17 protein-coding genes are annotated in these 24365 nt (G+C 69.7%); 10 read left to right on the plus strand and 7 right to left on the minus strand.

Annotated elements, in window-relative coordinates; genetic code table 11:
• Positions 1-128 precede the first annotated feature (128 nt).
• The 3 genes from H5411_RS05480 to H5411_RS05490 form a co-directional block, all read right to left on the minus strand.
• Positions 129-1151 carry an LLM class flavin-dependent oxidoreductase gene (locus H5411_RS05480; RefSeq protein ID WP_183123129.1) on the minus strand — a complete coding sequence of 341 codons (1023 nt, stop codon included), beginning with the start codon at positions 1149-1151 and terminating at the stop codon, positions 129-131.
• Positions 1152-1267: 116 nt separating this feature from the next.
• Positions 1268-1549, minus strand: coding sequence for a DUF1905 domain-containing protein (locus tag H5411_RS05485; protein WP_183123130.1), 282 nt, complete (start codon positions 1547-1549; stop codon positions 1268-1270).
• A 273-nt stretch (positions 1550-1822) separates the two neighbouring features.
• Positions 1823-5410, minus strand: a complete 3588-nt coding sequence (locus H5411_RS05490) for a CARDB domain-containing protein (RefSeq protein WP_183123131.1) — start codon at positions 5408-5410, stop codon at positions 1823-1825.
• Between the two features lie 366 nt (positions 5411-5776).
• On the opposite strand from H5411_RS05490, the gene H5411_RS05495 reads away from it, so the two are divergent.
• The 6 genes from H5411_RS05495 to H5411_RS05520 all read left to right on the plus strand — a co-directional run bounded on the left by H5411_RS05495 (position 5777) and on the right by H5411_RS05520 (position 14298).
• Positions 5777-6784 (plus strand): LacI family DNA-binding transcriptional regulator, encoded by a 1008-nt coding sequence (locus H5411_RS05495; RefSeq protein ID WP_183123132.1) that lies wholly within the window; start codon positions 5777-5779, stop codon positions 6782-6784.
• Positions 6785-6906: 122 nt separating this feature from the next.
• The gene (locus tag H5411_RS05500) at positions 6907-8286 is read left to right on the plus strand and encodes an ABC transporter substrate-binding protein (RefSeq protein ID WP_183123133.1); all 1380 of its coding nucleotides are present in this window, start codon (positions 6907-6909) and stop codon (positions 8284-8286) included.
• Entirely contained in the window at positions 8264-9238 is a 975-nt protein-coding gene (locus H5411_RS05505; RefSeq protein WP_183123134.1) for a carbohydrate ABC transporter permease, read from the plus strand. Before H5411_RS05500 ends, H5411_RS05505 begins: the two co-directional genes overlap by 23 nt.
• Positions 9235-10104: a carbohydrate ABC transporter permease gene (locus H5411_RS05510; protein WP_183123135.1), complete on the plus strand. Its 870-nt coding sequence runs from the start codon at positions 9235-9237 to the stop codon at positions 10102-10104. Before H5411_RS05505 ends, H5411_RS05510 begins: the two co-directional genes overlap by 4 nt.
• Before the next feature lie 47 nt (positions 10105-10151).
• Positions 10152-11744, plus strand: a complete 1593-nt coding sequence (locus tag H5411_RS05515) for a glycoside hydrolase family 13 protein (RefSeq protein WP_183123136.1) — start codon at positions 10152-10154, stop codon at positions 11742-11744.
• Positions 11745-11946: 202 nt separating this feature from the next.
• Positions 11947-14298 carry an alpha-L-fucosidase gene (locus H5411_RS05520; RefSeq protein WP_183123137.1) on the plus strand — a complete coding sequence of 784 codons (2352 nt, stop codon included), beginning with the start codon at positions 11947-11949 and terminating at the stop codon, positions 14296-14298.
• Here H5411_RS05520 and H5411_RS05525 read toward each other — a convergent pair.
• Genes H5411_RS05525 through H5411_RS05535 form a run of 3 tightly spaced genes read right to left on the minus strand, consistent with a single transcriptional unit; the run spans position 14279 to position 16120 of the window.
• Entirely contained in the window at positions 14279-14740 is a 462-nt protein-coding gene (locus H5411_RS05525) for a CBS domain-containing protein (RefSeq protein WP_183123138.1), read from the minus strand. The genes H5411_RS05520 and H5411_RS05525 overlap by 20 nt on opposite strands.
• On the minus strand, positions 14722-14904 hold the full coding sequence (locus H5411_RS05530; RefSeq protein WP_183123139.1) for a hypothetical protein: 183 nt from the start codon (positions 14902-14904) through the stop codon (positions 14722-14724). The genes H5411_RS05525 and H5411_RS05530 overlap by 19 nt, the downstream gene beginning before the upstream one ends.
• Positions 14897-16120, minus strand: coding sequence for a PucR family transcriptional regulator (locus H5411_RS05535; protein ID WP_183123140.1), 1224 nt, complete (start codon positions 16118-16120; stop codon positions 14897-14899). The genes H5411_RS05530 and H5411_RS05535 overlap by 8 nt, the downstream gene beginning before the upstream one ends.
• 213 nt (positions 16121-16333) lie before the next feature.
• Between H5411_RS05535 and H5411_RS05540 the strand changes: the two genes are divergently transcribed.
• Positions 16334-18604 carry an FdhF/YdeP family oxidoreductase gene (locus H5411_RS05540; RefSeq protein ID WP_183123141.1) on the plus strand — a complete coding sequence of 757 codons (2271 nt, stop codon included), beginning with the start codon at positions 16334-16336 and terminating at the stop codon, positions 18602-18604.
• On the opposite strand, the gene H5411_RS48350 is transcribed toward H5411_RS05540, so the two are convergent.
• Positions 18582-19637: an FUSC family protein gene (locus H5411_RS48350; RefSeq protein WP_183123142.1), complete on the minus strand. Its 1056-nt coding sequence runs from the start codon at positions 19635-19637 to the stop codon at positions 18582-18584. The genes H5411_RS05540 and H5411_RS48350 overlap by 23 nt on opposite strands.
• A 279-nt stretch (positions 19638-19916) precedes the next feature.
• Here H5411_RS48350 and H5411_RS05550 point away from each other — a divergent pair, with 279 nt between their 5' ends.
• From H5411_RS05550 to H5411_RS05560, 3 genes are all read left to right on the plus strand, one after another.
• On the plus strand, positions 19917-20219 hold the full coding sequence (locus tag H5411_RS05550) for a hypothetical protein (protein WP_183123143.1): 303 nt from the start codon (positions 19917-19919) through the stop codon (positions 20217-20219).
• A gap of 122 nt (positions 20220-20341) precedes the next feature.
• Positions 20342-21751 carry a 3' terminal RNA ribose 2'-O-methyltransferase Hen1 gene (locus H5411_RS05555; protein ID WP_183123174.1) on the plus strand — a complete coding sequence of 470 codons (1410 nt, stop codon included), beginning with the start codon at positions 20342-20344 and terminating at the stop codon, positions 21749-21751.
• On the plus strand, positions 21748-24303 hold the full coding sequence (locus H5411_RS05560) for a polynucleotide kinase-phosphatase (protein ID WP_183123144.1): 2556 nt from the start codon (positions 21748-21750) through the stop codon (positions 24301-24303). Before H5411_RS05555 ends, H5411_RS05560 begins: the two co-directional genes overlap by 4 nt.
• Positions 24304-24365 lie beyond the last annotated feature (62 nt).

Genomic DNA, 24365 nt, shown 5'->3' on the forward strand with positions numbered 1-24365 from the left:
CCCACCTCGGTGAAACCCAGTGATGCTAGCGGGACCGCTCGGAGGGCCCGGCACGGGCGTGCGTCATCGCCGGGGAAGCGGACGAGGGGGCGGCTGGAATCATCCGCCCCCTCGTCGTCGGGACGCGATCAGCGCCAGCCCAGTTCCGGGGCGACGTGGGTCAGGATGCTCTCCAGCACGTGGACGTTGTAGTCGACGCCGAGCTGGTTCGGCACGGTCAGCAGCAAGGTGTCCGCGGCCTGGACCGCTTCGTCCTCCTTCAGTTCCCGCACCAGCTCGTCCGGTTCCGCGGCGTACGAACGGCCGAAAATCGCCCGGGTGTTCTCGTCGATCATGCCGATCTGGTCGCGCGAGTTGCGGTCGCCGCCGAAGTAGGCGCGGTCCAGGTCGTTGGTCAGCGCGAAGATGCTGCGGCTGACCGACACCCTCGGCTCGCGCTCGTGGCCGGCTTCCTTCCACGCCTCGCGGTAGGCCTCGATCTGCTTGCGCTGCTGGACGTGCAGCGGTTCGCCCGTTTCGTCGTCCTTGAGCGTGGAGCTTTGCAGGTTCATGCCCAGCTTCGCCGCCCACGCGGCCGTCGCGTTCGAGCCCGAGCCCCACCAGATGCGGTCGCGCAGACCCTCGGAGTGCGGTTCGAGCCGGAGCAGGCCCGGCGGGTTGGCGAACATCGGACGCGGGTTCGGCTGCGCGAAGCCCTCGCCCTCGAGGAGCTTCAGGAAGACCTCGACGCGCTCGCGGGCCATGTCGGCGTCGGTCTCGCCCTCCGCCGGCGCGTAGCCGAAGTACCGCCAGCCGTCGATCACCTGCTCGGGGGACCCCCGGCTCACGCCGAGCTGGAGCCTGCCCCGCGAGATGAGGTCGGCCGCGCCGGCGTCCTCGACCATGTACAGCGGGTTCTCGTAGCGCATGTCGATCACGCCGGTGCCGATCTCGATCTTCGACGTCCGCGCGCCGATGGCCGCGAGCAGCGGGAACGGGCTGCCCGCCTGCCGCGCGAAGTGGTGCACGCGGAAGTACGCGCCGTCGACGCCCAGTTCCTCCGCCGCGACCGCGAGGTCGATCGACTGGTGCAGGAAGTCGGAGGCCGACCGGGTCTCGGAGTGCGGGCTCGGCGACCAGTGGCCGAACGACAGGAAGCCAATCTTCTTCACGCATCGTCAAACGTTCAACTACCCGGTCTCATTCCCGGCGGCCGCCGCCTGGTCAGGACCGCATCGGCGCGGAACGGCCGAGCAGGTTCCTCGGCAGCGGCGGGCAGCGCATGAGCTCAGCGGGCGAGGCGTTCCAGCAGGACCACCGTCACGGTGTCCCCCGCTTCCTTGCCGATCGCCTTCCGGAGCGAGGCGTTGACCGGGAGTTTGTGGGTGCCGTCGCCCAGCGCCATGAACGAGCTGCGGAACGGTTCGCCGTCGACGGTGCCGCGGACCTTCACCAGGCCGCGGGTGCCGAAGAACTCCGCCGAGCCGGGCCAGACCAGGTAGGTGTGGCCGCCCTTGGCCGGGCTCTTGCGCAGGGTCGCGGTGAATTCCTCGTTGAGTTCGCCGGTCATGATCGGGTTCTCCTTCTTCTCGGGTGGCCGCTCACCTCGAGGTACGAACCTGGCCGCGGAATTTCGACACGGTACCGCCCGCCGCCGGGACCGGTCCGCCGGTGATCGTGAACCGCGCCCCCGGCTCGCGGACGATGTCGCCGGCCGACGAGTTCGTGATCGTCGCGTTCGTCAGCGTCGCGCTTCCGCGGTTCGACGGGACCAGGTCGGCCTGGATCCCTTGCGGGAAGGGAACGGGCGCCCGCCGGGAAGAACCGGCGGGCGCCCGTGCGCTCAGGTGCGATTGATCGTGAACGTGGTCGTCGTGTTCCGGATGTCCTGGTCGTTGTCGCTCAAGGTGAGCCCGGTGAACGTCGCCGAGCCGACCGCCGGGCCCTGGCCGGGTTCCGGCATCTCGTTGGCCCAGATCCCGATCCCGGACTTGGCGTCGAACTCGTCGCCGCTGCGGTGCGCCCCGCTGATCGACACGTTCGTCAGCACCGTGTCCTGGACCGGGTTCTCCGGCTGGCTGCCGTCGTATTTGGTCTGGAACATGATGCCGCTGTAGGTCGGGCTCTGGATGTCCACATCGGACACCCGGATGCCGCGGAACTCCTTGGACGCGGAGAACATCCAGATCGCCGGGAACGTCTGCTTGCCCCAGAAATGGCCGCCGGTGCGGACGAGCGAGGCGTTCTCGACCGTCGTCGGCTGCGGCCCGAACCCGAGGAACGGATAGCCGAAGTCGAGCGAGCTGATCGTGATCCCGGAGTACGTCAGCGTGTCCGCGATGTAGAGGTTGCGGAAGGTGTTGTTGTACCCGCCGTACACCGCGATGCCCGCCGCGCGCCACGGGAGCAGCACGGTCAGGTTCTCGAACACGTTGTCGTACTGGTTGCCCTGGTTGATGTCCGTGGCGGCGAACAGCGCGAAGCTGTCGTCACCGGTGGACCGGGCCTCGTTGTTGGTGACGTGGTTGCCGGTGCTGCCGTTGGTGAAGTTGACGCCGTCGGCGAACGTGTCGCGGATGCGGGAGTTCTTCACCGTGGAGTTGTCCACATTGGTCGCCCAGAGCATGCACACCTGGTGCTCCACCCAGATGTTGTCGATGGTCATGTTGGTGACGCCGGTGAAATTGAAGACCTTGCCGGGTCCGTCGATGCGGGAGGTGTAGTTCCCGAACACGGCGAATCCGCTGAAGGTCGATCCGCTCGCGCTGGCCTGCGCGTCGAATCCGATGTCGGTGTTCTCCTGCCCGGCAGGCGCGGTGAACTTCGTGAACCACGGCCCGGCGCCGAGCAGCGTGACGGGCTTGCCGTACACGGTGACCTTGCCGGTCATCGAGTACTGCCCGGCGGGAAGGTAGACGCCGGTGAGGTTCGGGTCCTGGCGGACCTTGTCCAGCGCGGCCTGCACGTCCTGCTGGCCGAACCCGGCCGGGACCGCGTAGTGCGCCGGGTCCGGGTTCGCGATCGCAGTGGCCAGCTCGAAGTTCACGAAATCGATCGCGTAGGTCGAGCTGTTCGCCGCGTCCTTCTGCAGTTTGATCTTGTGCCCGGCGGGCACGGTCGTGCCGAGCAGCATGCTGGCCTCGTCGTAGATGTGCCGCGCCGGTCCGGCGCTCGGCGAGTTGCCCGGAGAGGTTTCGTCGCCGTAGAGCCACGCGTAATGCGAGGTCAGGTCGATGGCCTTGAGGAAAGTGCCGTCGACGTACACGTCCAGCGTCGAGTTCTGCCCGCCGCCCGGAGCGTCCGGTATCGAGAACCGCGTGACGAGCGTGTTGGTCGCCGCGCGGGTGGTGAACTCCACTGACGCGCCAGTCGCGTTCAATGTCACGGCCTTGCGGCCCGACGCCTCGCCCGCGAGGTCGCCGATCGTCCGGTTCGGACCGATCACGGACGCACCGCCCGCGACCACGCCGTCCTCGGCTTCGTACATGTCGTACGGCATGTTGGCGCCGCGGCCGACGAACAGCGATTGGGTGCTGGTGTTGTTGCCTTGCTTGACCGGCAGCTCGTTGGCGTCGTTCGCGACGACCGTTTTCACGGTGTACCGGCCATTCGCCGCGGTCCAGCTCCCGAGGTTCACCGGCGCGGTGGCTCCGGGCGCGAGCACCCCCGCAAAGGAACCGTTCAGCGTCTTGACGACCGTCCCGTTCTGGTCCGCGACAGTCGCCGTGACGTCGTGGGCGCCATCTGCCGAAGCGACCGTGCCCTGGTTGCGCAGGTTCGCGGTGAAGGTCACCGTGTTGCCCGCCGACGGGTTGTTCGGCGACCACGCCGTGGCCGCGACGAGGTCGGAACTCTGCACCGGGCTGACGACCAAGGGCGTCGAGCTGGTGTAGGAGTTGTTGTCCTCGTTCGTTTCGATGACGGCGTTGGCCTCGTCGACCTTGGCGGTCACGTCATAGCTGCCCGCGTCCCGGGTGCCGATGTTCGCCGACACCGTCGTGGACGCTCCGGCCGCGAGCGCACCGACCGCCGCCGTGCCGACCTTCGTCTTGCCCAGGTACAGGTTCACGTCGGTCGCACCGGAGGCTGCCGTCCCGATGTTGCGGACGGTCGCCGACACGGTGATCGCGTCGGTCTCCACCGGTTTCTGCGGCGACCAGGAAACGTCCGAGACTGTCAGATCCGGGTTCGGCGCGGGAACGCCGAAGACCTGGAATTCGGCCGCCTGACCGCCGCCCGCTCCGGAGTTGGCGGTGAAGCGCAGGCGGACGTCACTGGCCCGGCCGCTGACCGGGATGGTCACGGTGTTGCCGGTCGCGGGGTCGAAGCTGTAGCTCTGCGCGGGCGCCAGCGTGGTGAAATCGGTCGCGCCCTGGTCGCGGCCTTCGACGGCGATTGTCTGCGTCCGTGTGCTCCACGCCGGGTCCGGGTTGAGCTTCACGACGACCCGGTCGAGGTCGGCATGCGCGCCCAGCGCCACGGTGAGCAGGTGCGGGTACGCCCCGCTGCCTTCCCAATACGTCGTCACCGAGTCGTCGTTGGCATTGGCCGCGACGTAGGTCTGCTGGGTCGACGACGCCGTGATCGGCTTGTGCAGCGCGAGGTTCGTGCCGCTCTGCGTGCCGTTGCGGGTCACGGTGTTGCTGTTCGCCGACTGGTTGCCCGCTGCGTCGCGTGCGCGCACGTAGTAGGAGACGCTCGCGCTGGCCGGCTGATTGTCGGTATAGGTCAGCACATCCCCGGCAACGCTGCCGCGAAGCTGGCCGTTGGCGTAGACGTCGTAACCGACGACACCGGTGTTGTCTGTCGACGCCGACCAGGTCAGCCGGATCTGGCCGCTCACGGGTTCGGTGTAGGCGAGATTGCCGGGCGCGGACGGCGGCTGCGTGTCGCCGCCTGCCGGCCCGTGCACCTCGAACTCCGACAGCTGCGCGGCGGGCCAGCCGGTGTTGGCGGTGATGTTCAGCCGGACGTAGCGGGTGCTGCCGGTGACGTTCACCGTGACCGTATTGCCGGTGGCGGGGTCGAACCGGTAGCCGGCCGACGGCACGAGATCGCTGAAGCTCGCGCCGTTCGTGCTGCCCTGCACCGCGAAGGTTTCGGTGCGGGCTTCCCAGTTCGCGGGCAGTTTGAGCACGAGCTGGGCCACGGTGGCCGAGGTGCCGAGATCGGCCTGGATCCATTGGGGGAACTGGTTGTTCGTGCTTTCCCAGTAGGTGGCCTGGTTGCCGTCGCCGACGTTCGAGACGGGGTAGCCGGGGAGCTGACTGCTGGCGGTGTACGTCGCGGCGGCGGCTTGGGCGGCGGGCTGGACGGGCGCTGGGGCGGCGGGGCCGGCCGGCGCACCGCTCGCCGACCAGGCGGGCACTGCCACCAGCGTGGACAAGGCGGCGCAGATCGCGGCGCGCAGGAGAAGTCGCTTCGTTCTCATGGGTTTCCTCTGATCCAAGGAGGAGGGAGACGACTCGGACAGGAGCGCCCCGCGCGGCGCGGGACGGCAGGGACCAGGGAGCGGACCGGCGGGAGCACCGGCTGGGGGGCGCACGAGAACAGCGCGGAACAGTCGACATGGCACCTCTTCGTTGAGGCCGAGCCGGATCACCGGGACGGCTGTCGCGTTTGCCCGGGACGTCGTCAGATATTTTCACTGATTCGTTCAAGAATTACAGCCGACTATCGCCGGGAAGTCAACGCCGCTCATCGACAAGGTGCCCGCTCGACCAGCGGTTTCTTCGGGAGGGCAAGCCGCGTGCGCGTCCAGTCGGAAACTTGCGCTCCTTTGCGGTAAATTTCACCTATGACACGTCGTCTTGCCGAAGTCGCCCGCCAGGTCGGGGTCAGCGAAGCCACGGTCAGCCGGGTGCTCAACGGCAAGGCCGGGGTGTCCGCGAGCACCCGGGCCGCCGTGCTCACCGCGCTGGACGTGATGGGCTACGAGCGGCCCACGCAATTGCGCGGCGAACGGGCCCGGCTCGTCGGGCTGGTGCTGCCGGAGCTGCAGAACCCGATTTTCCCGGCATTGGCCGAGGTCATGGGCAACGCGCTGGCCCAGCAGGGCTTCACGCCGGTGCTGTGCACGCGGACCGCGGGCGGGGTGTCGGAGGCGGAGTACGTCGAGATGCTGCTGCAGCAGCAGGTGTCCGGCGTGGTGTTCGCCGGCGGGATGTACGCGCAGGCCGACGCCGTGCACACGCATTACCACCACCTCGCGGAACGCCGGCTGCCGACGGTGCTGATCAACGCCGCCGTCGACCATCTCGGCCTGCCGCAGGTCTCGTGCGACGACGCGGTGGCCGTCGAGCAGGCGGTCGGGCATCTGAGCTCCCTCGGCCACGAGAAGATCGGCCTGGTGCTCGGGCCCAGCGACCACGTGCCGTCGCGGCGCAAGCTCGAGGCGTTCCGGGAGCACGCCGCGAAACTCGGCCTCCCGGTGCTGGACGAACTGGTGGAGCACGGGATGTTCTCCATCGAAGGCGGCCACGCGGCCGCGGCGCGGCTGTACCCGCGGGGCGCGACGGCGGTGCTGTGCGCGAGCGATCCTCTGGCGCTGGGCGCGATTCGCGCGGCCCGCCGGCAGGGGTTGTCCGTGCCGGGCGACATTTCGGTGGTCGGCTACGACGACTCCGCGCTGATGAACTGCACCGACCCGCCGCTGACGACGACGCGCCAGCCGATCGAGGCGATGGGCCGGGCGGTGGTCGAACTGCTGGTGAAACGCATCAACGGCGGCGAGGTCGCGGTGGAGGAACTGCTGTTCGCGCCGGAGCTGGTGGTACGGGGGTCCACCGCCCGCCGGCCGGGCTAAAACCGTTGCCTCCCTGCTGTTCATAAGTTGCAGATTCTCGTCGAGTTCTTGCGGAGACGTGCTTCGCGGCTCTAGGGTGACCGCCATCACGTGTTGTGCTCCCCTGCGAGATGAGGCTTGAGATGAGCAGACCCTGGTCCCCCGCCGTTCCCCGCCGGACGTTCGCCTTGCTCGCCGCCGCGGGCCTGGTTCTGGGAACAACCGCCTGCGGGAGCGGCGGAGATCCGGGGAGTTCCGCCGGGGGCAAGGTCACGATCACCGTCACCGGCCAGCCGCCGACCAGCCAGCCGTTCGAACGCGGGGTGTTCGACGCCGACGTCAAGGAATTCGAGGCCACGCACCCGAACATCCGGATCGAACCCCACGAAGGGTTCATGGACCCGAAGACGTTCGGCGCGAAGCTGGCCGGCGGGCAGCTCGAAGACGTCTACTACGTCTACTTCACCGATCCCGCCCAGATCATCGCCCGGCACCAGGCCGCGGACATCACCGAGGCGGTCAGAAACGTCCCGCACGTCAACGACCTCAAACCGGAACTGCTCGACAACTTCCGCGGCCCGGGCGGCAAGCTCTACGGCCTGCCGACGATGAACTACACGATGGGCCTGCTCTACAGCCGCCCGCTGTTCCAGAAAGCCGGGCTCGACCCGGACAAGCCGCCGAAGACGTGGGACGAGGTGCGCGCGGCGGCCAGGAAGATTTCCGCGCTGGGCAACGGAATCGTCGGGTACGCCGACTACAGCAAGAACAACCAGGGCGGCTGGCACCTGACCGCCTGGCTCGCCTCGATGGGCGGCTCCGTCGCGCGCAAGGACGGCAGCAAGTGGGTCGCCGATTTCGACAACGAGAAGGGCAAGGCCGCCCTGAACACCCTGCACGATCTGCGCTGGACCGACGATTCCATGGGCAGCAAGCAATTGCTCGAGGCCCAGGACGCGCAGCGGATGATGGGCGCGGGCCAGCTCGGCATGTACCTTGCCGCCCCGGACAACGTGCCGGTGCTCGTCAAGCAGTTCAACGGCAAGTACGAGGACTACGGCATCGCCGGGATGCCCGACGGCAAGGGCACGCTGCTCGGCGGCGAGGGCTACATGATCAACCCGAAGGCGACGCCGGAGAAGATCAAGGCGGGCCTCGAGTGGATCCAGTGGAAGTACCTCAACCCGGACCGCTTCGAGAAGCACATCAAGCAGTACGTCGACGGCAAGCAGCCGGTCGGCCTGCCCGCCGAGCCGACTCCCGACGTCTGGCAGGGCGCGGTGCGCGACCAGCAGATGGCGCTGAAAGCCAAGTACGCCAACGTTCCCGCGCGGAACTACCAGTCCTATGTGGACACCACGAGCAAAATCAAGGGCAGCGTCGAACCGCCGAACGCCCAGCAGGTCTACGCGATCCTGGACAGCGTGATGCAGGCGGTGCTCACCGACCGGAACGCCAACATCGACCAGCTGCTCTCCTCGGCCGCCTCGAAGGTCACCAGTGTCCTCGCCCAGGTCAAGTAGCCTGCTCGCCTGGCCCGCGACGTCCTCGTCGCCGGCCAGGCGCCACGCCGCCTCCCCGTCCGCGCGCCGCCGGGCCCGGCTTCGCCGCAAGATCAAGGAAAATCTGACCGCGTACGGCCTGCTCTGCGCCGCGCTGGTCGTGTTCGCGATGTTCTCGTGGTACCCGATCGTGCGCGGGGTGCTGCTCAGCTTCCAGCAGGTCGACTTCGTCAACCCGCCGACCTGGGTCGGCCTCGACAACTTCGCCCGGTTGTTCGCCGACCCGCTGTTCGGCGTCGCCTGGCGGAACACGCTGCTGTTCACCGGGCTCGCGCTCGTTTTCGGCTTCGCGGTGCCGTTCCTGACCGCGGTGCTGCTCAACGAACTGCGCCACGCCAAAGCGTTCTTCCGGCTCGCGGTCTATCTGCCGGTGATGCTTCCGCCGGTGGTGACCGCGCTGATGTGGAAGTGGTTCTACGACCCGGGATCCGGCCTGTTCAACTCCGCGCTCGGCGCGGTGGGCCTGTCCGGTCCGCAGTGGCTGGACTCGAGCGGCACCGCGACGCTCTCGCTGGTGTTCGTCTCGACGTGGGCGAACATGGGCAGCACCACGCTGATCTACCTGGCCGCGCTCGGCACGATCCCGGGCGAGCTGTACGAGGCCGCCGAACTCGACGGGGCCGGGATGTGGAAGCGGCTGCGCCACGTGACGTTCCCGCAGACCCGGTTCGTCCTGCTGATGCTCCTGCTGCTGCAGGTCGTCGCGACCATGCAGGTGTTCACCGAACCGTACGTGATGACCGGCGGCGGCCCGGACGATTCGACGGTGACCGTGCTCCTGCTGCTCTACCGCTACGCCTTCGTCTACAACGACTTCGGCTCGGCGAGCGCGATGAGCCTGCTGCTGTTCCTGGCGCTCGGCGTGTTCTCGGCGCTGTACGTCCGGCTGACCAGGAAGGCGGACCAGGCATGAGGACCCTCGTCTCGCCCGGCGCGCTGCGCAGCCGCCGCGGCAAGGTGGTCTACGCCGTCGTTTTCGCCTGCACGCTGCTGGTGTTCGTGCTCGCCTTCCTGTTCCCGCTGTACTGGGCGGTCACCGGGGCGATGAAGACGCCGCAGGAACTGGCCCAGACCCCGGCCACGCTGGTCCCGCACGAATGGCATCCGGAGACCTTCGGCGAGGCCTGGGGCCAGCTGAACCTCGGCAAATACTTCCTCAACACCCTGGTCGTCGCCGGCGGGGCGTGGCTGGCGCAGATGGCCGTCGACGTCCCGGCCGCCTTCGCGCTGTCGAAGCTGCGGCCGAAATTCGGCAACGCCGTTCTCGGGCTCATGCTCGCCACGCTGATGCTGCCCGCCGCCGCGCTGCTGGTGCCGACCTACGTCACCATCAGCGATCTGCCGCTGCTGCACCTGAACCTGATCGACTCCCCCGCCGCGGTGTGGCTGCCCGCCGCCGCGAACGCGTTCAACGTCTATGTGCTGAAACGGTTCTTCGACCGGATCCCGGACGAGCTGATCGAAGCCGCGCGGCTCGACGGCGCCGGACCGGTGCGCACGCTCTGGCGGATCGTGCTGCCGATCTCGCGGCCGATCCTGGCCGTGGTGTCGATCCTCGCGGTGGTCACCGCGTGGAAGGACTTCATCTGGCCGCTGCTGGTGTTCCCGGACACCGGCAAGCAGACCCTTTCGGTGATGCTGCAGCGCGTGGCGATCGACATGCCGCTCAACGTGCTGACCGCCGGGATGGTGCTCGCCAGCCTGCCGATGGTGGCGCTGTTCCTGGTGTTCCAGCGGCAGCTCCTCTCCGGGCTCACCGCGGGCGGCCTCAAGGGCTGAGCCCGCCCCGCTCCTGGCTTTCCCCCACCACGAGGAGGGTTGTTTCCGTGACCGCATCGGAAAGACAAGCTGCCGCCGGCTGGTGGCGCACCGCGGCGATCTACCAGATCTACGTCCGCAGTTTCGCCGACGGCAACGGCGACGGCGTCGGCGATCTCGCCGGGGTCCGCGCGCGGCTCGACCATCTGGCAGCCCTGGGCGTCGACACGCTCTGGTTCACCCCGTGGTACCCGTCGCCGATGGACGACGGCGGCTACGACGTCGCCGATTTCCGGGACGTGGACCCGCTTTTCGGCTCGCTCGCCGAGGCCGAGGCGCTGATCTCCGAGGCGCACGGACGGGGCCTGCGGGTGATCGTCGACATCGTCCCGAACCACTGCTCGGACGAGCACCGCTGGTTCCGCGAAGCACTCGCCGCCGGCCCGGGTTCGCTTGAGCGGCAACGGTTCTGGTTCCGCCCGGGCCGCGGGCCGGACGGCGCGGAACCGCCGAACAACTGGAGGTCGCGCTTCGGCGGGTCCGCGTGGACCCGGGTGCCGGACGGCGAGTGGTACCTGCACCTCTACAGCTCGCGGCAGCCGGATTTCAACTGGGACAACCAGGACGTCCGCGCGGAGTTCGAGGACATCCTCCGGTTCTGGTTCGACCGCGGCGCGGACGGCTTCCGCATCGACGTCGCCGACGGGCTCGTGAAGGACGCGCGGCTCCCGGACGTCGCCGACGGCGACGAGACCCCGTTCTCCGACCAGGAGGGGCTGCACGAGATCTACCGGTCGTGGCGGAAGATCGCCGACAGCTACCCGGGCGAGCGCGTGCTGGTCGGCGAAATGTGGCTGCCGGACATGACCCGCACCGCGCGCTACCTGCGCCGCGACGAGCTGCACTCGGCGTTCAACTTCGACTTCCTGGTCTGCCCGTGGGACGCGGCGCGGTTCCGAAAGGTCGTCGAGCGGACGCTGCGAGCGCACGACGCCGTCGGCGCGCCGCCCGCCTGGGTCCTGTCGAATCACGACGTCACCCGGCACGTCACGCGGTACGGACGGTCGGGCGACACCGGGTTCTCCTTCGCCGACCGGCTGCACGGCAGCTCGGTGGACCTGGTGCTGGGCACCCGGCGGGCGCGTGCGGCGGCGCTGCTGACCATGGCCCTGCCCGGCGGGATGTACGTCTACCAGGGCGAGGAGCTCGGGCTGTGGGAGGTCGAGGACATCCCCGCCGAACTGCGGCAGGACCCGGTGTGGGCGCGCACGAACGGCACCGACCCCGGCCGCGACGGATGCCGGGTGCCGCTGCCGTGGTCCGGCGAAGAACCGCCGTTCGGCTTCGGCCCCGGCGGCGCGTGGCTGCCGCAGCCCGCGGAATGGCAGGCGTACACGGCGGAAGCGCAGGCGACGGACCCGGCGTCGATGCTCAGCCTCTACCGTGCGGGACTCCGCCTGCGCGCGGAATTCACCGGGGATCTGGAGTGGCTGTCGCTCGGGGACGACGTACTGGCCTTCCGCCGGGAACCGGGGTTCACGTTCGTCCTCAACTTCTCCGGTTCCCCGATCGCGCTGCCGCCGCATGCGGAGATCCTGCTGGCCAGCGACGCGGTGACCGCCGAACTGCCGACGGACACGGCGGTCTGGCTGCGGTCCTGACCCTCGCGAGAAGCCGACCATCCGGAGCCTCGGGTGGCCGGCTTTTCGCGTTGCCCCGCTGAGCGGGATCTCCTTGACAGCACTCCCGTGCACGCCGACGATGATTCATCAGATGTATCGGCCGCTCGTTCGCTCGATTTCCCTGATGATCCAGAAATTCCCCGCCAGGCATCGGACCACTGGACTTCACCGTGGAGGTTCCATGACGACCTATCCTCGTCGGCACGCACTCGGCATGGCACTCGGCGGCGTGGTGCTGCTCGGACTGCCGGGCACCGCGGCAGCGGCGAGCGGGACGGCGCGGCCGGTGGTCGCGGACGGGTCGGGCACGCCGGTCGTGCCGCCGCCTCCGCCGGTGCCCGTCGCGCTGGACGCGTGGTTCGACAACGACGGCATCGACTCCGCGAGCGCGCACGACGGGAACTTCGACGGTTCCGGCTACACCTTCCCGGCGGAACAGATCCCGGCGGGCAGCACGGTCACCGCGGGCGGGGTGCCGTATCTGCTCGGCTCGGCGGCGGCCGGGGCCAAGAACAACGTCGTCGCGCTCGGCCAGCGCATCGACCTGCCGAAGGGCCGGTACTACGGCGCGGCGTTCCTCGTCGCGTGCAGCTACGGAAGCACCGGAGGCGATGCGACCGTCCACTACGCCGACGGCAGTACCAGCACCGCCACTCTGTCCGGCTCCGACTGGTACGGCTCCGGCGGTGCCGTCGTCTCGACCTTCCGCTACGGCCCGGGCGGCAGCACCGACCAGAACCCGGTGTCGATCGGCACCGCGCAGGTGTGGATCGACCCTGCCCGCGAAGCGGTCGCGCTGACCCTGCCCAAGACCGCGTCGCCGGCGGCGAATGTGGCGAGCCTGCACGTGTTCGCCTTGACGCTGCAACCGGTCGCGCAAGGCCGTTCGGCGACGGTCCTCGACGCCCGGGCGACCGCGAATCTCCTGCAGGACGGCGGTCCGCAGGCGGTCGAGGCGACGATCGTCAACACCGGCACCGTATGGCTCGAAACGCGCGACCGGATCACCGTCACGCTCGACGTCCCGGGCGGCCAGGTGCGCACTCCCGCGCCGATCCCCCGCCTCGCGCCGGGCGAACAGACCACGGTGCGGCTCGGCCTGGTCCCCGACCGCGGCCTGCCCGCGGGAACGCCCGCCACCGGCCGGATCCGCGTGCTCTCCGACCGGTCGACGATCGCCACGCGGAGCCTGCCGGTCCCGCTCGGCATCCCGGATTTCCGGCCGACCGACGCGTCGCTGTCGACGCACCGCGCGCCGTATTGGTTCTGCGACGCCAAATTCGGGATCTTCATCCACTGGGGCGTATACTCGGTGCCCGCGTGGGCTCCGGTCGGGCAGCAGTACGCCGAGTGGTACTGGAACAACCAGCAAGATCCGAACGGCCCCACCTACGCCTACCACGCCAAGACCTACGGCGAGTCGTTCGTCTACGACGACTTCATCCCGAAGTTCACCGCCGCGCGGTTCGATCCGCGTTCATGGGTGCAGCTGATCGAGGACGCGGGCGCGCAGTACTACGTGCTCACGTCCAAGCACCACGACGGATTCGCCTTGTGGGACACCAAAGTCAGCGGCCGCAACGCGAAGAAGCTCGGGCCGCGCCGCGACCTCGTCGCCGACCTGTTCGCCGCCTCGCGCACGTACACGCCGGGCCTGCGCAACGGCCTGTACTTCTCGCTGCCGGAATGGTTCAACCCGGACAACCCGTGGATGGGCCACGCGCCGCGCAATCCGTACACCGGCGCGCCGGTGCCCTACACCGGCTACACCGCCGGTCGCGATTTCGTGAAGGACCTTCAGGCGCCGCAGGTGCTTGAGCTGATCTCCGGCTTCGACCCGGACGTGCTGTGGTTCGACATCGGCGGGGTGAACGACAGCCGCGACGTGCTTACCGAGTACTTCAACCGGGCCAAGAACCGGCGCCGACCCAAGGACGTCACGTACAACGACCGCGGCGGCATCCCGGACCACGACTTCACCACGCCCGAGTACACGACGTACCCGAACACGGTCGTCGCGAAGTGGGAGTCGAGCCGGGGTCTCGACCCGTTTTCCTACGGCTACAACCGCGCGACGCCGGACGACAAGTACATGACGACCGACGACGTGGTGCACACGCTGGTCGACGTGGTGTCGAAGAACGGCAACTTCCTGCTGGACATCGGCCCCGACTTCGACGGCACCATCCCGGCCGTGATGCAGCAGCGGCTGCGCGAGACCGGGGAGTGGCTGCGCACCAACGGGGAAGCGATCTACGGGACCACTTACTGGTCGCGAATGGCCCAGCTCGGCGACCTGCGCTTTACCGTGAAGCCCGGCTCGGCGTTCTACCTCATGTCGCTCGTCGCGCCCGGCTCGCAGCTCGTGGTCGACGCCCCGGTCCCGATCCGCCCCGGCGACCGGATGAGCATGCTCGGCTACGGCGGCCCGCTGCACTGGAGTCAGAGCGACGGACGCTTGGTGATCGACGTTCCGGCGGCGGCGCGTGCGGCCGGGAAGCACGCGTGGGTGTTCAAAGTGGACTGGCGCTGATCCCGGAGGTGGCGGCCCGGCCGGCGTTCTCCGCGCCCCGGGCCGCCACATCCGCGTCCGAACAGAACCCGCGGCCACTGCGCTTCAAGCACAACAGGCCCAGCAACTGCCCGTTCCCGTCCACCACCGCCAGCCTGCGCCGGGACATGCTCAGCCACGTCGCGTACAGATCCGCCTCCGGGCTGACCACCCGGCCGGTCAGCCGACCCGCCCGATGAGCCGGAAGGGCGTCCGGCAGCCCCTCCAGATCCGGCCGTTCCACGACGCCCAGCAGCGTTTCCCCGGAGACGACCAGCGCAGCGTGCACGTGATCGTCCTCGAAGAGCGCGCGCACCTCGCCGACCGTCGCCGACGCGACGAGCACCTTCGGCGCCCGGAGCATCGCCTCGCCGACGGTCGACGCGCCGCGGAAATCCGGTTCGGTCACTTCGGGTTGTTCCACTCCGCGTCAGCCTGGTCTTCCGCCTTCGTGCGCTCCCGCGCCAGTTCCAGCGCCCGCCGCGCGGTGGCCTCGTCCGGGTACGGGCCGAGCCGGTCCACGCCGCGCGACTGGCGGCCGCGCTCGACCTCGTTCGTGCGCGTGTTGTAGTACCACTCGTCAGGCATCGTCAGCTCCCAAGAGAATCGAGCGCGCCGAATCGACCCGCAGCGCCTGCATCGCGGTGACCAGTTCGGCCAGGTCCCGCGGGTCGGTCAGCGACCGGTCGGTGAGTTCCCGGATCCGGCGCAACCGGTACCGGACGGTGTTGGCGTGGCAGTGCAGGACCTGCCCCGCGCGTTCGGACGAACCGCCGTGCGCGAAGTACGCGTTCAGGGTCTCCAGCAGCACGTCGCGTTCCTCGGCGGGCAGTTCGAGCACCGCGCCGAAGACCTGCTCCCCCAGCCGGCGGCCCTCGTCCGGATCGTAGGCGACGAACGCGGCCAGCGGGCTCGGATCGAACGCGCGGACCTCGCCGCGCTCCGGCGGGATGCGGGACAGCGCGGTCCGCGCCAGGTGGACCGCGCGCGGAGTATCGGTCAGCGAGCGGAACAGCGGGCTGACGCCGGTGCGCGCCAGCGCCAGTTCGCGCAGCAGCGCGAGCATCGCGTCGTATTGCTCCTCGCGCAGCGACACCACCCCGGCTTGCAGCGTCGGCGAGAGGTGCCACGCCGACACGATGCCGAGCTGGCCGAGCCGCCTCTCGACGCCGACCAGGCTCTCCTCGGCCAGCCCGCGCGTTTCGGCGGCGACCACGGCCAGCTTGCCGTCCAGCGACAGGCCGAGCAGCCGTCCCGCCTCCCACGGCCCGGAATCGGACCCGCGCTGGCCGGTCAGCAGTGCCTCGGCCAGCGCCGATCGCCGCCGCTGCTGCGCGACCAGCAGTTCCGCGCTCGCCGCCCGGTACGCCTCGGTCACGCGGACCGCGTGCTCGTCGGTGACCTGCCACAGCAGGCTCGCGACGTCGATCAGCACGTCCGTGCTTCCCGTTTCGCGGGCGCGGCCCACCAGCAGGTCCCACAGCATCGCGCAGGCGATCCGGTACACCTGCAGCACCTCGGGCAGCGGCGCGCCCTGATGCGCGCGACGGCGGCCGGTCTCCTTCGGCGCGCGCTGGTCCGGAGCCTCGCCGCCGCTGAGCGCGTCGACCATGAACCGGAGGTTCACCGCGATCGAGCGGTGCAGATCGGCGCGCGGGACGATCTTCTCGTCCCGGTACATCGCGATCCGCTCGCAGCTCGCCGCGCAGACGTCGTCGATCAGCCGGGGCAGCCGGTCGTCGGCCCAGGCGACGAGTTCGGTCAGGGCGGCGGTCCGCACAGCGCTTTCCTCCCGGTCGGCCACGCCCCGGATGCTACCCGCGCCCCGCGCCCGACGCCCGCGCGGATTTCCCGCCGCGGACCCGACCGCCGATTTCCCGGGGATTTTGTGGGCGGTCACAGAATTGTTTGTCGCCGTCCACAATAGGGCTGGTCGCGCTCCCCGCCCGGATGCCCGGCTCGGGCCGCCGTGCTTGAATAAGGAAAGAGAAGCACAATTCCGGGCGAGAGGGCGACGGTGGACGAGCAGCGCGAGGACCAGCCGGAGTTCAAGCCGTATCACCATCCCGCCGCGGGCTGGGGCGCGGCGAAAAGCGTGACGCAGTTCCTGGTCCGGGAACGGGAACTGGTGGCCGGTCCGCGCGCGATCGTGAAGATGAACCACGAAAACGGCGGATTCGACTGCCCCGGTTGCGCCTGGCCGGACGACACCAAGGGCCTGCATCTCGACATTTGCGAAAACGGGATCAAGCACGTCACCTGGGAGATGACGCGGAAACGCGTCGGCGCGGAATTCTTCGCCGCGCACCCCGTGTCCGAACTGGACAGCTGGAGCGACACCGCGCTGGAGGCGCAAGGCCGGCTGACCGAACCGCTGCGCTACGACGAGCGGACCGACCGGTACGTGCCGATCTCGTGGGAGGAGGCGTTCGACCTGGTCGGAGCCACGCTGCGCGGCCTCGACTCGCCCGACCAGGCGGCGTTCTACACGTCCGGGCGGCTCGGCAACGAGGCGACGTTCCTGTACCAGCTGTGGGCGCGGGAGTTCGGCACGAACAACCTGCCGGACTGCTCGAACATGTGCCACGAGGCCAGCGGCCGCGCGCTGCAAGCGGCCCTCGGCACCGGCAAGGGCACCGCGGACATCCACGACTGGGAAGCCGCCGACGCGCTGTTCATCATGGGCGTCAACGCGGCGTCGAACGCGCCCCGGATGCTCACCGCGCTCGCCGAAGCGCACCGGCGCGGCGCGCAAATCGTGCACGTCAACCCGCTGGTCGAGGCCGGGGCCACGCGCACGATCATCCCGCACGACTTCGCCCGGATGGCGACCTTCCGCGCGACCCCGACGTCCACGCTCAACCTGCAGCCGCGCATCGGCGGCGACCTGGCGTTCCTCCGGGGAATGGCGAAAGCGCTGCTGGAGATGGCGGAAACCGATCCCGAGGCGATCGACTCGGCATTCCTGGAGACCTACACCACCGGCGTCGAGAAGTACCGCGTCGTCTGCGAAACCACGTCCTGGGCCGACCTGGAGCGGCAGTCCGGACTGACCGAGGCCGAAATCCGCGCGGCGGCGAAGATCTACCGCGAAGCGGACCGGTCGGTCATCAGCTGGTGCCTCGGCGTGACCCAGCACGAGCACGGCGTCGACACGGTCCGCGAGATCGTGAACCTGTTGCTGCTGCGCGGAAACATCGGCCGCCCCGGGACCGGGCCGTCGCCCGTGCGCGGGCACAGCAACGTGCAGGGCAACCGCACGTGCGGCATCGACCACCGCCCGGAGCCGGAGTTCCTCGACCGGCTCGCCGAGGTCTGCGGCATCGACCCGCCGCGGCACCACGGGCTCGACACGGTCGGCGCCATCGAGGCGATGCACCGCGGCGACGTGCGGGTGTTCGTCGGCATGGGCGGCAACTTCGCCCTCGCCGCGCCCGACACCCCCTACACCGCGGCCGCATTGCGCAAGTGCGAACTCACCGTGCAGGTCAGCACCAAGCTCAACCGCAGCCACCTCGAACACGGCAAGCAGGCGCTGATCCTCCCCTGCCTCGGCCGGACGGAAAAGGACTTCCAAGCGGCCGGCCCGCAGTCGACGTCGGTCGAAGACGCGATGAGCATGGTCCACCTGTCCACCGGCATGAAGAAGCCCGCGTCGCCGCACCTGCTGTCCGAGCCCGCGATCATCGCCGGGATGGCGAGCGCGACGCTGCCGGACAGCGCGACGCCGTGGGCGGACTACGTCGGCGACTACGACCGGATCCGCGACACCATGGCACGCGTGCTGGACGGTTTCGAGGACTTCAACACCCGGGTCCGGGAGCCGCTGGGCTTCCGCATCCATCAGGCCGCGCGCGAACGGGTCTTCCACACGCCGTCCGGGCGCGCCGAGTTCTCGACCGCGGACCTGCCGGACGTCGTGCCCGCCGCCGGCACGCTGGCGCTCGGCACGATGCGCTCGCACGACCAGTGGAACACGACGATCTATTCGGACGACGACCGTTACCGCGGCATCAAGAACCTCCGCACGCTGGTGTTCCTGAACGCCGACGACATGCGCGACCGCGGCCTGAGCGAGTTCGACGAGGTCGACATCACGGCCACCGCGAAGGACGGCACGAAGCGTTCGGTGCGGCGCTACCGGGCGATTCCGTACGACATCCCGCGCGGCTGCGCGGCCGGCTACATGCCGGAAATGAACGTCCTGTGCGCGATCGGCGATTACAGCACGCAGAGCGATCAGCCGTTGATGAAGCACCTGAAGGTCACGGTCGAGCGCTCCGCGTAAGACCAGCGGTCCGGCACGGGGCACGGACGAGCACCGCCGCCCCGATGCCGGCCGCGACCCCGACCAGCGTGTCCGCCACCCGCGCCGTCAGCAGCGTCACCGGTGCGGCGGGTGCGGCCAGTTCCGTCATCACCAGGATCAGCGGAGTGAAAAACCCCAGAGCGATCCCGTAATGCCGGGACATGAACAACTCCGTCGGGAACAGCAGCAGGATCACCGCCAACGCCAGCGGCGCGGCTCCGAATCCCGGCAACAACAGCAAAGCCGTCACGACCAGACCGGCCAGCGTCCCGAGAACCCGGTGCGCACTGCGGTCCAGCACCCGGCGCAGACCCGGATGCAAACGGCTGCGCGGGTCGGCCGCCGCCAGCGGAACCGCCGCCGAGGCCATCGCCCAGTTCGCGTGGTCCATGCCGAGCAGCAGCCCGGCCGCGCCCGCGGCCGCGATCGCCACCGCGTACCGGCCGGCGTGCACCACGGCGCACGCGGCACCGCACCCCGGCGCGCACGGCGGCGTCCCCGTCGCGGGCGCGGCCCGACGTCCCGGACCAGTCAGTCCAATGAGGACACACCCGGCGATCGTGCCCGCGCACAAGGCGATTCCGGCCCACGGTTCGACCCGTCCGGCCGGCACCAGCGCGATCGCACCGAGCGCGAAGATCCCGAAGAACGGCCCGCGCGGGCTCAGGTCCAGCCGGTTCGTCACCAGCGCACAGCCGAACGAGAACGCGGCCTCGGCGACCACCAGCAACCACGGCGGCGCGTGGCACGCCGAAAGCAGGACCCCCAGCGAGACGCCGCTCAGCAGTACGGCGCCGGCCTGAAGCTGGTGTCGCAAGCGAAGCGCACGCGACTCGGCGCGGCCGTACATTCCGGCGAAGGAACCGAACGCGGCGAAAATGATCAAGTCCGGGCGGCCCGCCGCGAGCAGCGCCAGCCCCGGAATCAGCAGCCCGGCCGCGACCCGGCCGGCGTGCCACCATTCGCCGCCGTCGAACGAGCGCGCGGCCGCGGCCGAGGTCGCCACCGGCACCCTGTCCTCCGCTTGATGGTTCTGACGTCGCGTTACCGGGATCGGCCGGTCGTCCCACAATACCCGCGCCAACGGCGGCGACGGCCCAGATTGTGGTGCCCCACAACGAAGTTTGCGCCGGTCGTCAATCCGCGAGACGACGCCGGAGACCGCGACCGCACGGCACTCTTGGCGGGAGACGTGGTACTCACTGCCGCTCGCGCGACGGTCCTCGCGGGTTCCGGCGCATGCTCTTCCTGCTAACGGACAAGAGACCACCAGCAGCCACGGGAGCCTCCAGTGAGACGCACCAGAATCGCTCTCTTCGCCCTGACCGTCCTCTGCGCCGCGAGTGTCAGCTCCGCCGCCGCGTCGGCGAACCCACGACGAGCCGTCTTCGCCCTGTCCAGCACCGCCTTCGCCGACGGCGGGCTGATCCCCAAGGTCCACGACTGCGCGAGCAGCGGCGACGGCGACCCCGAGAGTCGCCGCCGCTGGCCTGGTCCAGAGCTCCCGGGGAGGGCCAGCTCGTCCACCCGGGCCGCCGAGACCGCGATCGGCGCGGCCACCGTCGCGACCGCTTTGCTTCGCGGCACCTCGTGACCGGTGCCGGAGCGCGGTTTCCAGCGCGCTCAGAAGAGCATTCCCGGTGATCGGCTGCGTGCGGAGCGGAGCGGACGGAAACTCCCGCGACACGGACAAAAGCCATGCGGAATACTCCCCTGGTGTTCCTCACCGTCACCACCACCCACCAGCCCGCTTCCGACCTGGGGTTCCTGCTGCACAAGCACCCCGGCCGGGTGCAGTCGTTCGAGCTTTCCGCCGGGCAGGCGCACGTCTTCTACCCCGAAGCGTCCGACGAACAGTGCACCGCCGCGCTGATGCTCGAGGTCGACCCGGTGGTGCTGGTGCGCGGCAAGGCGGGCTCGGGCGACGGGTTCACGCTGGGCCAGTACGTGAACGACCGTCCCTACGCGGCGTCGAGCCTGCTTTCGGTGGCGTTGAAGGAAGTTTTCCGCACCGCGCTCACCGGCCGGTGCAAGGCGCGTCCCGAGCTGGCGGCCCGCCCGATTCCGCTGGACATCCGGGTGCCCGCCTGTCCGGGCGGCGATGAGCTGGTGCGCCGGATGTTCGAACCGCTCGGCTGGACCGTCGAGGCCGCGGCGCTCCCGCTCGATCCGCAGTTCCCGCAGTGGGGCGATTCGCGCTATGTCGACCTGCGGCTCACCGGCGAAGTCCGGGTGGCTGACGCCCTCAACCACCTCTACGTGCTGCTGCCGGTCCTGGACAACGCGAAGCACTACTGGGTCAGCGAGGACGAGATCGACAAGCTTCTGCGCGCCGGCGGCGACTGGCTTGCCGGGCATCCCGAAAAGGAGCTGATCACCCGCCGCTACCTCGCGCACCGCCGGTCCTTGACGACCGCCGCGTTGACCCGGCTGGCCGAGGTGGACGATTCGGAGCCCGAGGAGCTCGACAACGCGCTCGCCGAGCCCGCCGTCCTCGAAGCGCCGGACCGGCCGGTTCCGCTGGCCGAGCAGCGGCGCGGCACGATCATGGCCGTGCTCCGGTCGCTGGACGCGCGCTCGGTCGGCGATTTCGGCTGCGGCGAGGGCGCGCTGGTGCGCGACCTGCTGGCCGAGCGGTCGGTGGAGCGGATCGTGGCCGCGGACGTCTCGGCTCGCGCGCTGCGGGTCGCGGCGCGGAAGCTGCGGCTGGAGCGGATGTCCGAAAGGGAGCGGGCCAGGCTGGAACTGCTGCAGTCCTCGCTCACCTACCGCGACGACCGGCTCGCCGGCCTCGACGCGGCGGTGCTGATGGAGGTCATCGAGCACGTCGACCCGCCGCGGCTCGAAGCGCTGGAGCGCACGGTGTTCGAGTTCGCCGCGCCGCGCGCGGTCGTCGTGACCACGCCCAACAGCGAGTACAACGTGCGTTTCGAGTCGCTGCCCGCGGGCAAGTTCCGGCACCGGGACCACCGTTTCGAATGGACTCGCGCCGAGTTCCGCGCGTGGGCCGACCGGGTCGCGAGCAGTTACGGCTACGGCGTGCGGACCCTGCCGGTCGGTTCCGAAGATCCCGAAGTCGGTCCGGCGACGCAGCTCGCCCTGTTCACGAAAGGCGGTGCGGCATGAGCGCGCTGGAGATCCCCGACCTGTGCCTCGTCGTGCTGGTCGGCGCGAGCGGGTCCGGCAAATCGACGTTCGGCCGCGCGCAGTTCAAGCCGACCGAGGTGATTTCGTCGGACTTCTGCCGGGGGCTGGTGTCCGACGACGAGAACGACCAGTCGGCGACCAAGGACGCGTTCGACGTCCTGAACTACATCGTCGGCAAACGGCTCGCCGCCGGACGGCTGACCGTGGTCGACGCGACCAATGTGCAGCCCGACTCGCGCAGATCGCTGGTCGCGCTGGCCAAGGAGCACGACGTGCTGCCGGTGGCGATCGTGCTGGACCCGCCGGAATCGCTGTGCGTCGCGCGCAATGCCGAACGCGCGGACCGGAACTTCGGCGCGCAGGTGATCCGGCGGCAGCGGGACCAGCTGCGCCGCGGGTTGCGCAGCCTGCGGAAGGAGGGCTTCCGGACGGTGCACGTGCTGCGCACCCCGGAGGAGATCTCCGCAGCGGCGATCACGCGCGTCCCGCTGTACAACGACTTGCGGCACGAGACCGGGCCGTTCGACATCGTCGGCGACATCCACGGCTGCCGCGCCGAACTCGAAGCGCTGCTCGCCGAACTCGGCTACGCCATCGAGCGCGACGACCAGGGCCGCGCGATCGGGGCTCAGCATCCGGAGCGACGGGCGGTGTTCGTCGGCGATCTCGTCGACCGCGGCCCGGACACGCCGGGCGTGCTGCGGCTCGTCATGGGCATGGTGCGCGCGGGAAATGCCTTCTGCGTCACCGGAAATCACGAGCACAAGCTGCTGCGTGCGCTGCACGGCCGGAATGTGCAGGTCACGCATGGCCTCGCGGAGTCGCTGGCGCAGCTCGAGGCCGAGACAGCCGAATTCCGGGCTGAGGCGCGGGAATTCATGGACGGCCTGATCAGCCACTACGTCCTGGACGGCGGAAAGCTGGTCGTCGCGCACGCGGGGATCACCGAACGCTTCCAGGGCCGCGCGTCCGGCCGGGTGCGGAGCTTCTGCATGTACGGGGAGAGCACCGGCGAGACCGACGAATTCGGCCTGCCGGTGCGCTATCCGTGGGCCAACGAGTACCGGGGCCGCGCGATGGTCGTCTACGGCCACACCCCGGTGCCCACACCGGAATGGGTCAACAACACCCTGTGCCTGGACACCGGCTGCGTGTTCGGCGGAGCGCTCACGGCGTTGCGGTATCCGGAAAAGGAGATCGTCTCCGTCCCGGCGGCCGAGGTCTACTACGAGCCCGCCAAACCGTTCCCCGCCAACCCGGCGGCTGCCGAACCCGTCGCGCGCCGCGACCCGGGAGTTCTCGACGTCGCCGACGTTCTGGGCCGCCGGGTGATCGAGACCGCTTACCAGAAGCGGATCGGCGTCCGGGAGGAGAACGCGGCCGCGGCGCTGGAGGTGATGTCGCGCTTCGCGATCGATCCGCGCTGGCTGGTTTATCTGCCGCCGACCATGTCGCCGGTCGCCACCGCGACGGCCGACGGGCTGCTGGAACATCCGGACCAGGCGTTCGAGTACTTCCGCGCGGAGGGCGTGGATTCCGTGGTGTGCGAGGAAAAGCACATGGGTTCGCGCGCGGTCGCGCTCGTCTGCCGGTCGCTCGACGCCGCCCGGGCGCGCTTCGGCGCACCGGGCGACGCACTCGGCGCCGTGTGGACGCGTACTGGCCGGCACTTCTTCACCGAAGCGCTGACGGCCGAAGCGGTCGAGCGGATCCGCGCGGCCGCGGAAAAGGCTGGTCTGTTCGACGAACTCGGCTCAGACTGGCTGCTGCTCGACGGAGAACTGTTGCCGTGGAGCGTGAAGGCCGAGCAGTTGCTGCGCGAGCAGTACGCCGCGGTCGGCGCTGTTGCCCGCTCGGCGCTCCCGGCCGCTGCCACCGCGCTGGCCGCCGCGGACGAGTCGGGCCTCGACGTCTCGGCCTTGCTGGAGCGCACCCGTTCCCGCGCGGCCAACGCGGACGCGTTCGCCCAGTCGTACCGCCGCTATTGCTGGCCGACCGACGGCCTCGACGGCGTACGCTTCGCGCCCTTCCAGGTGCTGGCGTCCGCGGGCCAGGCCCATCACCAGCGATCCCACGATTGGCACCTCGCGCTGGCGGACCGGCTCGTCGAAAGCAGCGACGGCTTCCTCGCCCCGACCGGACGCTTGCCGGTCAACACCACCGACCCCGCCTCAGTCGCGGCGGCAGTCGACTGGTGGACCGAGCTCACCGCGCGGGGCGGCGAGGGCATGGTCGTCAAACCGGCCGCCAACCTGGTCCGCGGCTCGCGCGGGCTGGTGCAGCCGGGGTTGAAGGTCCGCGGACGGGAGTACTTGCGGATCATCTACGGCCCCGACTACACCGAGGAGCGCCACCTGTCCCGGCTGCGGCAGCGAGGCCTCGGCCACAAGCGCTCGCTGGCGCTGCGGGAGTACGGCCTCGGCCTCGAAGCACTGGACCGGCTCGCCCGCGACGAGCCGACGTGGCGCGTGCACGAATGCGTTTTCGCCGTGCTGGCACTGGAATCCGAGCCGGTCGACCCTCGCTTGTAGACAGTCGCATCGGCGAAGTCCAGGCCGCATACAGAGAACCGGTGCGCTTCCGCAGTGCCGAC

This window comes from Amycolatopsis echigonensis, assembly GCF_014174495.1.
Taxonomy (GTDB): domain Bacteria; phylum Actinomycetota; class Actinomycetes; order Mycobacteriales; family Pseudonocardiaceae; genus Amycolatopsis; species Amycolatopsis echigonensis.